Source organism: Nitrospirota bacterium (assembly GCA_020851375.1).
GTDB lineage: Bacteria > Nitrospirota > 9FT-COMBO-42-15 > HDB-SIOI813 > HDB-SIOI813 > RBG-16-43-11.
In genome coordinates, this window is record JADZCV010000044.1 from 253817 (window position 1) to 263879 (window position 10063).

The following is a 10063-nucleotide window of genomic DNA, read 5'->3' on the forward strand; positions in this document are numbered from 1 at the left end:
CCCTTTCCAGCTCATCTCAACTGATACGGGTTACTTTCTACCCTCCCTGGGTGTGTCAAGTGCAGCCAACCGCTGTTCTGCAAGTTTGACAAAGTTTTCTGTCTGAGGCCTTTTTGAGGCCCTCTCCCTGACGATCTTGTATTGCCTGGATGCCAGATCTCTTTTCCCCTGGGCCTCATAGACCCTGGCCAGGTTAAAGTAGGTTGGGTAGTAATCCGGGTTTCGCTTTATAGATGCCCCAAATGCCTGGATCGCCCTGTCAAAATTCTTCATGTTCGCATAAATCGTCCCTGCATTGTTGAACACCTGGTAGGAGGCGGGATCCTTCTTGCCCACCTCATGATACACCTGCAGCGCCTTTTCCAGCCTCCCCATCCTCTGGTAGGTCACCCCAAGTGAATACATTACATCCACACGGTCAGGGGCAAGCTTCAATGTCCTCTCAAAGGACTCAACTGCCTTATCATAATCCTGTGCCCTCATATAGGATAAAGACAAACCATAGTTGGCTGCAAAAGCGTCTGGTTTTGCACTTACACTTTTCTGGAACTCTTTAATGGCCTGCCCATAATTCCCTGCCTTAAAGAAATCCTCACCCATCTTCTGATGTTTGGTGTAATAATTCGGGTCAGACTTCTCCATATACTTAAAGACATAAATCCCAGCCGGGATAACCACCAGCAACGCCACAAACAAAATCACAATATACTTCCAGGGCAGGCGTCTGCTCAGGGAAGGTCCACCCTCCAGGTTCTCCCCAGACCCGCGGGCCTGTTGAATAATTTCCTCTCCTGCAGTGTCATCCCTGTCCATGCCTTCTCTAATTTCCGGACTCTTGTCGTCCATTTTCCCTTCTCCTTGCCTTAATGTTATATTGTTTCAGTCTTTCGAGGCGTATGCCTGCCTCGCTGGAAAGGTCCCCTTCATCTCCATGCGCATTTTCCGCCACTATGCGATATTGTTCAGCCGCCTCCTCCTTTTTGCCGGATTCCTCCAGCAGCATCCCGAGGTTAAACCGTGAATACAGGTCGCCGGCAGATAAAGAAATGGCCTGTTTATAGGCATGGACTGCCTCTTCAAGCCTGCCCTCTTTAGTATACAGGACACCCATGTTGTAATAGGCTTTATAATATCCGGGGTTTAATCTCGCAGCCTCCCTGAAATGCTTCTCAGAAAGATCAAGCCGGTCCATCCGGAAATAGGCCACAGCAAGATCATGATGAGTCTCTGCCTTAAAATAAAACGCCCTGAGGGCCTTCTCAAATTCCTGAGCCGCCATATCCCAGTTCTTCCGGGTCATATAGATCCTTGCCATAGCATCGTGTACAATAAAGTTGTCCTCCCCCCCTAATATCAGCGCCTTTTGAAATGCATCAAATGCATCATTATACATTCCCCGCCAATGGTATGCAACCCCTAACGCCGTGTACCCCAGAGGAGATTGAGGTTCCTTTTGGACTGTGTCCCTCCATAAGGTCAGGTCATCCTTCCAAACCCTGTTCCGCTGGATAACGAGCGCCGAATATATGACGATCAGAAAGACAAGAAGAACGACCCCGGTCTTCCCCCGCATTTTTTTATCAAGCTCTCCTATGGCTATGCCTGCCAATACCACAAAACTGACACAGGCAAGATATCCCCTGTTTTCCTGAAAGATGGCATTCAACGGAATGATCGTGGTAGGCAATAGAACAATGAAAAACCACAACATAAAAAATGAGATATTCTTAAGCAAACGGGAAGAGGAGCGCAGAAGGAGTATCGCAATAATAGTATAAACTGTAAGGAGAATGGCAGAAGAGATCACTGGAAAAGACCAGAAGGTCCTGAGTATCTCTACATGGTGGACCGGGGTCAGGTGAAGCGGGATCAGGAACAGCTTCCAGTGCAGGATAAGGACAGGCAGGGAGGTCAATATCTGTGAAAATATGTCACGCTTGAAATGTGGCAGCACTCCGCCGGGAGAATAAAACCACATGACAACATATGGGATCACAAATATTATAACAAAGGGGAGATAGGGGATGTATGTGCGCCAGTTAAATAAAATCCGGAGCGCTGAATGCCGGGCATCAGGTTCAGAATACCGGTTTTTTTTAAAATACAGATCATATAGCCATAGCACAATGGGCAGAGTTATTACAATCTCTTTACTCAGCATGCCGAGTATAAAGACAAGGAGGGAGGCTGCGTAGTAAATTCCCCTTTCCCCCACTTTGTTAACGGTGGAAAAAGGGGGAATATTCCTGAACATTACCCAGCAGTAGAAGCCGAGCAGGTAGAAGAACCCGCTCATCACACTGAACCGTGCGGTAATGTAATTCACCGCCTCGGAGTTAAACGGGTGGACAAGAAAGATGAGACCGGCTGCCAGCGGGGTCAATATTCCCCCGGACCCTGCCCCCCCCAACATGGCCTGCAGGATCAGAAAGACCAGAAATGCCGACCCTGCATGAAAGGCCAGATTTCCTATGTGATAGCCTGCTGTATTCAGGCCGCCCATGGCATAATTGATGGCATAACTTGACACAACCACGGGCCGGTAATGTACGGCTTCATACGGGTTCGCCCCTATCATCCCGGATTTTATGAAAAAGAGCGGCAGGTTTTTAAGCGTCCTGATGTTCCCATTATCCTGCACAATATTCTGATCATCATACTGGAAAGGATTGTCAAGGCTGTTCCAGTAGATTCCTGTTCCGATCAGGAAAAACAGACATAAAACGAGCAGATTAAAATACCAGGCTCTTTTTTTCCATTCCACCTCAGGCTTCATTGTGACGTTAATTCCTTAATCCGTCTCCGGGCATATTCTATGGACTTGTCCACTGGATTTTGTCCCGTATTCTCCTTATCCTCTTCAGGCAGGAGGGTTTGATGTCTGAGCCGGGCCGAGCCAAGCCGGACAGCTTCCTGGTACTGCATAATCGCCTCGCTGGTCCTGCCTGTTTTCTCAAATATCATACCAAGCTCAACCCGTGCCACAATATATCCCGGTTGAAGACTTAAAGCCTCCTCAAGCAGGTCAACCGCCTCACCCAATCTCCCCATCTCTGCGATCACCCTGGCAAGGTGGTAATAAAAGGACGGGTCATCACTGCGTAACTTCAATGCCTCCATGAGAGAGGACTCGGCGCGTTCCATATCACCCTTCTTTATGTAGACCATGGCGAGGTCCTTCCAGATGTATGCCTGGATGGGGTCTGCTTCAACGGCCTTTTTGTAATTAAGTACAGCCTGATCCAGGTCACCGAAGACCTCATATATCTGGCCAAGATGAAGCCAGAGAGAGGCATTATCAGGGTCCACAGAGATCCCCTTCTTCGCTGTTTCAAGCGAGAGGAAGAAGTCACGCCGCTCTTTGTAGACCCCTGCCAGTCCTGCATATGCATCGCTTGTGGCAGGCGCCTTCTCAACAGTGTCTTTCCACAAGACGAGGTCGTCTCCCCATACCCTGTTACGACTGACCGTAGCAGCAGAGTAGCTTAGCATCAGGATGAGTATCGCACAGGCAGTGATCTTCCAGCCAGCCTTTCTATGCAACAATTCCATGAACAGACCTGCAATTACTGCAAAGCAGACAACGGTCAGATACCCCCTGTTCTCCTGAAAAATAATATTAAGTGGAATGATGGTCGTAGGCAGGAGGACAATAATAAACCAGAGCATGAAGAAAGAGATAATGCGCCACCTGAGCTCTTTAAGAAACGCCAGATAGAGTGACATGCCTGTATAAATGAGTAACAGCAATCCTGAAAGCATTACTGTCCAGGTTACAGTACGGTAGATCTCTGCATCATGCATCAGGCTCAGCCCCCCTGGCCAGAGGAAAAATTTCCAGTGTGCAACCAGCACAGGCAGTTCTGTAAATAACTGGGTCCACAGATCCCGTGTAAAATGCGGGACGACTTTGCCAAATGAAGAACCCCTTATGATCAGGTATGGAACTGCAACGATAAGTATAAAAGGGAGATAGGGGATAAAACCGCGCCAGTTAAGTAATTTGCGGAATACAGATTCAGTGGTACGGAGTGGATGAACAAAACAGAGATCATACATCCATAGCACAACAGGCAGGGTAATCGCCACCTCCTTGGATAGCATCCCCCCTGCAAAGGCAAGGAGAGAGACCGCATAAAACCGTGCAGCCCCTGCCTTCCTGAACCTCACCCAGCAGTAAAATCCGAGCAGGTAGAAAAAACCGCTCATCAGACTGGACCTGGCTGTAATATAGTTCACGGCTTCTGAATTGAAGGGGTGGACAAGGAATATCAGTCCGGCAGCAAGCGACGCCCATAATGCCCCAATGCCGGCAACCTCTTCCTTTCTCCCTGACCCTCGACCGGGAATGGCAATGGCGGGGGTTAACATAGACTGCACGATCAGAAATATCAGAAATGCGGACCCGGCATGAAAGGCCAGGTTGACGAGATGATAACCCACAGGATCAAGACCGCCCGCTGCATAATTTACTGCATAGCTCAATACAACGAGAGGCCTGTAATGGCCTGCCTCTGATGGGAGCCAGGTGGCAGTAGCTGTCCGTGGATCTGTAAAAAACCTGGGAATATTGCTTAGGGTCCGGATGTTCTTATTCCCCACCACAGTCACTGCATCATCGTAGTGAAAAGGGTTTGAGAGACTATTGCCGTAGACAGCAACACCAATGACCAGAAACAGACAGAGTATCCATGCTGTGCTTTTCACCTGAAAATGCTCCTATTCACCCGTCATTCCCACGCAACCTGTGCCCGCAGGATTTTTCACCCGTCATTCCCACGCAAGTGGGAATCCAGAATCTGGCCCCGGTCTGGATTCCCGCTTACGCGGGAATGACGTTTTCATGAACCCTGGTAAGCCCTGAGCTGTGAGCTTGTCGAACAGTCGAAGGGCTCATGACGGTTCACCTGAAAATGCTCCTATTCACCCGTCATTCCCACGCAACCTGTCCCTGCAAGATTTTTCACCCCGTCATTCCCACGCAACCTGTGCCCGCATGATTTCACCCGTCATTCCCACGCAAGTGGGAATCCAGAATCTGGCCACGGTCTGGATTCCCGCTTTCGCGGGAATGACGTTTTCATGAACCCTGGTAAGCCCTGAGCTGTGAGCTTGTCGAACAGTCGAAGGGCTCATGACAGTTCACCTGAAAACGCTCCTGTCTACGTGTTCATAGAACAATTATCACCGCCCATGCCTTTCTTCCTCAAGGATTTTTATTCGCTCTAAAAATGACTGGTTCGCAGGAGTCCTCACTGCCGCCTCCCTGTAGATTTTTATCGCCATACCAGGATTGCCTTCTTTCTCATAGATCATCCCAAGACTATAGTATGCAGGCATATAGTCCGGATTAATTTTTATCGTGTCCGTATACACCTCTTTAGCTGATTCCATATCTCCTTCCATCACATATATCGTCCCAAGGTTATACCTTGACTTATCATAACCGGGATTTAGTTCCAGTGCAGTCTTATAGTACCCCGCAGCACGCATCAGGTCCCCGTTTTTTTGATAAATAAGCCCGAGATTGTGATAGGTCCTGAAGTCAGAGGGGGCCAGCTCAAGCACCTTTTTGTATGAATCTATCGCTGCTGCCGTCTCATTCTGCTGCTGGTATATGACTCCGAGATTGTAATAGGGCCGGGAATCCCCCGGGGCAAGCGCCATGACAACAGAATACTCTTTTACAGCCATCTCAAGGCTTCCCATTTGCTGATATACACTCCCCAGATTATAATGAATATTGAGCGGATCAATGCCGGACTCAGGGTTTGCAAGTTCCAGCGCCCTGTGAAATCTCTCTACAGCAAGGTCATTTTCTCCCTGCCTTGCAAGGGCGGTACCCAGATTACTGAAGGCCCGGGGAGATTCCGGCGACTTTGCCGCTGCATCGCCCCAGAGGGTCAGCCCGTCCCTCCAGATACTGTTTCTGTATATTGTTGCACTGCCATAAACAAGCAGGAGTATGATGAGCACGGCCAAAGAGAGCCGCCACTTTTTTAATGAAGGCGTTTCAAGTTTACTCAGCAAGACACCTGCAAGCACGGCAAAGGTCACTATTGCAAGATACCCCCTGTTTTCCTGTAATATCGCATTTAACGGTATCACTGTGGTAGGGAGCATTACCACAAAAAACCATATCACAAAGAAAGACACCATCTTCCATTCTCTGGCCTTCGATCTGTATAATATTATGGCCGCAGCCAGGAATAAGACAAGAACGGCGGCAGAACCTATTACAGGCAGGACAAAAAAGGTTTTATATATCCCGGCATAGTGATCAACATTAAGACCGGCCGGAAAGATGAAGAGTTTCAGATATTTTACCAGCACAGGCAATTCTGTGAAAATCTGAGTCCCTATTCCCCGTCTGAAATGTGTAAGGATCCCTCCAAAGGAAGATGCCCTCATGATCAGATAGGGGACAGCCACAATGAGTATAAAGGGGGCATAGGGAATATATGTTCGCCAGTCAAACAAAGAACGGGAAGAGGAATCCGGAACTTTCGGAAAATAAAGGTCGTATAGCCACAATATAACAGGCAGGGTGATAACTATCTCTTTACTCAACATACCTCCCATAAAGGCAAGGAAGCAGGCCATATAAAATACGCCGGCCCCTGCCTCTCTGTATCTCACCCAGCAGTAAAAACCGAGAAGATAGAAAAATCCGCTCATCACACTGGACCGGGCAGTAATGTAATTCACCACCTCTGAGTTGAAGGGGTGGACAAGGAATATGAGCCCGGCAGCCAGAGACGCCCATACCGCCGCATTACGCATGCCCATGCCATGTTTCGCTCCCCCTTCACCGGAGAGGGACAGGGCCGGGGTTAACATGGATTTTACGATCAGGAATATCAAAAACGCTGACCCGGCATGAAAACCCAGATTGACAAGGTGATAGCCTGCAGGATTAAGACCTCCGACAGCATAATTAATGGCATAGCTCGTCACGACTAACGGACGGTAGTGGCCCACCATGGAAGGATTCGAGGATAATGTCTTCGGATTCGTAAAAAAGTGCGGAAGGTTACTGAGCAACCGGATATTACGGTTTTCTTCAATGTACGGCTGATCATCATAGTGAAACGGGTTGCCAAGGCTGTTCATATAGATCAACATGCCCGTCATAAGAAGCAGGCAAAAGATCCAGACATCCGGATGTCTCCGTTTCCCTATCCATTCCAGTCCTGGTTTCATGGTAATATCATTCCCTGTCCCATGTTACTGGCCCATCAGCTCCAGCCTTTTACGGGCCTCCCGGACAATCGCTTCGTCCCCTTCTCCGCCATGTTCCACTATCTGCATATAGTACTGCCTCGCCTCCTCTTTCCTGCCTGTCCCTTCCAATAAGGTGCCAAGAAAGAAACGTGGCAGGAGTTGTTCCGGAGAAACAGAGAGCGCCCTGCTAAATGTCTGAATGGCTTCATCAATCCTTCCGTCTCTTGAGTATAAAATCCCCAGTTTGACATAAGGCCGGTAATAATCCTGATCCAGTCTCAGGGCCTCTTTGTACTCTCTCTCTGCAAGATCTGGTTTTTCCAGTTTATCGTATACGATCCCCAGGTTAAAGTGATTCTGTGCCTTATAACTGTTCCCCTGGATAGCCTTTTCAAGCTCCTCTGCAGCCATCGTCCATCTCTCCTGGGCCATGTAGACCATCCCCAGATTCTCGTGGGCAAAATAGTTGCCCTCTCCTCCAAGCGTAAGGGCCTTTTCAGACGCCCCGACAGCCTGAGGATACAATCCTGCATTCCTGTAGGCAAAACCCAGTGCAGTATAAACCTCAGGGGAAAGCGGGGCCTTTTTAACTGCATCAGACCACAGGCTCAGCTCGTCTTTCCATACCGTGTTCCGGTGGAGTGTCACCACGGAATAGACAGCAGACAGCGCTGCAAGTGCAAGTACGGCCTGCCGCCAACCCCTTTTCCTCCGGAGCTCTTCTATAGACACCCCTGCAACAACAGTAAAACTCATCACAGCCAGATATCCCCTGTTCTCCTGGAACACGGCATTCAGAGGGATAACAATCACAGGCAGGAGAACGATAAAAAACCATACAAGAAAAAAGGAGACTACCCTCCATGTATGCATGGATGTCCGAAAAAGGAACATGGCAACAGCAAGATAGATCAGGATAATCAGTGCAGAAGAAAGCACTGGAAATAACCAGAAGCCTGTATACAGCTCTACATGGTGGAATACGGTCAGCGGGATTGGAATCAAAAACATCTGCAGGTGCTTTATTAAGACAGGCAATTCCGTAAATATCTGAGTCCCCATATCCCGCGTAAAATGCGGGAGGACCCTGCCAAAAGAGGACATGCGCATATACAGATACGGCGCTGTCACGAGTAATACAAAAGGGATATAGGGTACGTATGTACGCCAGTTAAATAAAAAGCCGGGTACGGACCCTGGTGAGCGAACCCCGGAGGACCGGATGTCCTTAAAATAAAGATCGTAGAGGAAAAAAACGATGGGCAGAGTTATTACCATCTCTTTACTCAGCATGCCTGCTGCAAAGGCAAGGAGAGAGGCGGTGTAGAAAACAACCTTTAACCCCACTTTGTTAAGAGGTGACCCGTCATGAGCCTCAGGCTCACAAATGGTCATGAAAACGTCATTCCCGCGTAGGCGGGAATCCAGATCGTTGGGCCTGGTTCTGGATTCCCACTCCCCGCTTAAATCCTGCGGGGACAGGTTCCGTGGGAATGACGGTTGAATAGGTGCATTTTCAGATGCAAAAGGGGGGCTATTCCTGAATCTCACCCAGCAGTAAAAGCCAAGGAGGTAGAATAATCCGCTCATCACACTGGACCTGGCAGTAATATAGTTCACAGCCTCGGAGTTGAATGGATGGACAAGAAAGATAAGACCGGCAGAAACCCCAGCCAGTCCCAAACGCCACCAGCCCCCTTCACCAGGGCTGGAAATGCCGGTTGTTAACATGGCCTGTACAATCAGAAATATCAGAAACGCGGACCCCACATGAAGTGCAAGATTAACAATATGATACCCCGCAGGATTGAGCCCTCCGATGGCATAATTAATCGCATAGCTCGTGATAACGAACGGGCGGTAATGGCCGGCCTCCTGCGGAAGAATAACAGCCGTAAGTAATTTGGGTTTTACAAAAAAGCGGGGGATATTGCCGAGTGTCCGTATATCCCTGTTATGCTCAATCGTTACCTGATCATCATACTGGAACGAATTGGAAAAGCTGTTAATATAAACAATTATTCCGATGCCTGCAAGCAGGCACAGGATTGCACCATTTGTTTGCAGCCATCTACTGGTCATTAGCGATTCCTTCACTGACACTGGTATTCATGCTTCTATTTTGATCTGCTGTTGCGGGCAAGACGTTGCGCGGCCTTCTGAACGATCATCTTCGCCAACCTTCTATCCTGACCTAATACGGAGGACCAGTGATCAGCGCCGCTGGAACTGATCCTGATAATCTCACGGTACTGCTCATCGGCCTCATCAGGTCTGCCGAGTTTTTCAAGCGTCTCACCCAGTTCGTATCTCGCCTGGAGATAGCCTGGATACAGGCGGATCGCCCTGATAAATTCCTCTCTGGCCTCCGCCAGTTTCTGACGCCCGGCCAGGACCACGGCAAGATTGTAATGGATGTTCGGCTGATCACCCCACTCCTCAGCCGCCTTCTTCAAATATATTTCTGTATGCTCAAGGTCCCCTTTCTGGCTGTATAGGATAGCAAGGTCATTCCAGATAGCGGCCCTTCCAGGATCAATCCTCAGGGCCATCTCATATTCTGTTATGGCCTGGTCCGTCTTCCCCAGCAACTGATAAGTCCGGCCAAGATTGACACGGATAAAATAACTGTTCGGGTCAATGGCAAGCCCTTTCTCTGCAGCCTCAGCAGACAGGAAGAGGTCTCCACGCTCCCTGTAGGCATTTGTAAGTCCTGCCCAGGCGAGACCTGAGCGGGGCGCCTTTTCCACAGTGTCCTTCCATAGCAAGACACTGTCCCCCCAGACCATATTGCGGGAAATAGTTAATGTCCCATACACAACAATCAGAACTGCCAGTA

General features: G+C 49.0%; 6 protein-coding genes. All 6 read right to left on the reverse strand.

What is annotated here, in order from left to right; translation table 11 throughout:
• Positions 1-30 precede the first annotated feature (30 nt).
• The 6 genes from IT393_09325 to IT393_09350 all read right to left on the reverse strand — a co-directional run bounded on the left by IT393_09325 (position 31) and on the right by IT393_09350 (position 9992).
• Complete coding sequence (locus IT393_09325; GenBank protein ID MCC7202842.1) at positions 31-846, reverse strand: tetratricopeptide repeat protein; 816 nt, start codon at positions 844-846, stop codon at positions 31-33.
• Positions 821-2776 (reverse strand): tetratricopeptide repeat protein, encoded by a 1956-nt coding sequence (locus tag IT393_09330; protein ID MCC7202843.1) that lies wholly within the window; start codon positions 2774-2776, stop codon positions 821-823. The genes IT393_09325 and IT393_09330 overlap by 26 nt, the downstream gene beginning before the upstream one ends.
• A complete protein-coding gene (locus tag IT393_09335; GenBank protein ID MCC7202844.1) occupies positions 2773-4707 on the reverse strand; it encodes a tetratricopeptide repeat protein in 1935 nt (644 codons plus the stop codon). Before IT393_09335 ends, IT393_09330 begins: the two co-directional genes overlap by 4 nt.
• 477 nt (positions 4708-5184) lie before the next feature.
• On the reverse strand, positions 5185-7203 hold the full coding sequence (locus tag IT393_09340; protein ID MCC7202845.1) for a tetratricopeptide repeat protein: 2019 nt from the start codon (positions 7201-7203) through the stop codon (positions 5185-5187).
• A gap of 24 nt (positions 7204-7227) precedes the next feature.
• On the reverse strand, positions 7228-9306 hold the full coding sequence (locus tag IT393_09345; GenBank protein ID MCC7202846.1) for a tetratricopeptide repeat protein: 2079 nt from the start codon (positions 9304-9306) through the stop codon (positions 7228-7230).
• Positions 9307-9341: 35 nt separating this feature from the next.
• Positions 9342-9992 (reverse strand): tetratricopeptide repeat protein, encoded by a 651-nt coding sequence (locus IT393_09350; GenBank protein ID MCC7202847.1) that lies wholly within the window; start codon positions 9990-9992, stop codon positions 9342-9344.
• Positions 9993-10063 lie beyond the last annotated feature (71 nt).

What these genes read in the sequence shown, in the direction of transcription:
- IT393_09325 (MCC7202842.1), bottom strand. Translation starts at nt 846, where the DNA reads ATGGACGACAAGAGTCCGGAAATTAGAGAAGGCATGGACAGGGATGAC.
- IT393_09330 (MCC7202843.1), bottom strand. Translation starts at nt 2,776, where the DNA reads ATGAAGCCTGAGGTGGAATGGAAAAAAAGAGCCTGGTATTTTAATCTG.
- IT393_09340 (MCC7202845.1), bottom strand. Translation starts at nt 7,203, where the DNA reads ATGAAACCAGGACTGGAATGGATAGGGAAACGGAGACATCCGGATGTC.
- IT393_09345 (MCC7202846.1), bottom strand. Translation starts at nt 9,306, where the DNA reads ATGACCAGTAGATGGCTGCAAACAAATGGTGCAATCCTGTGCCTGCTT.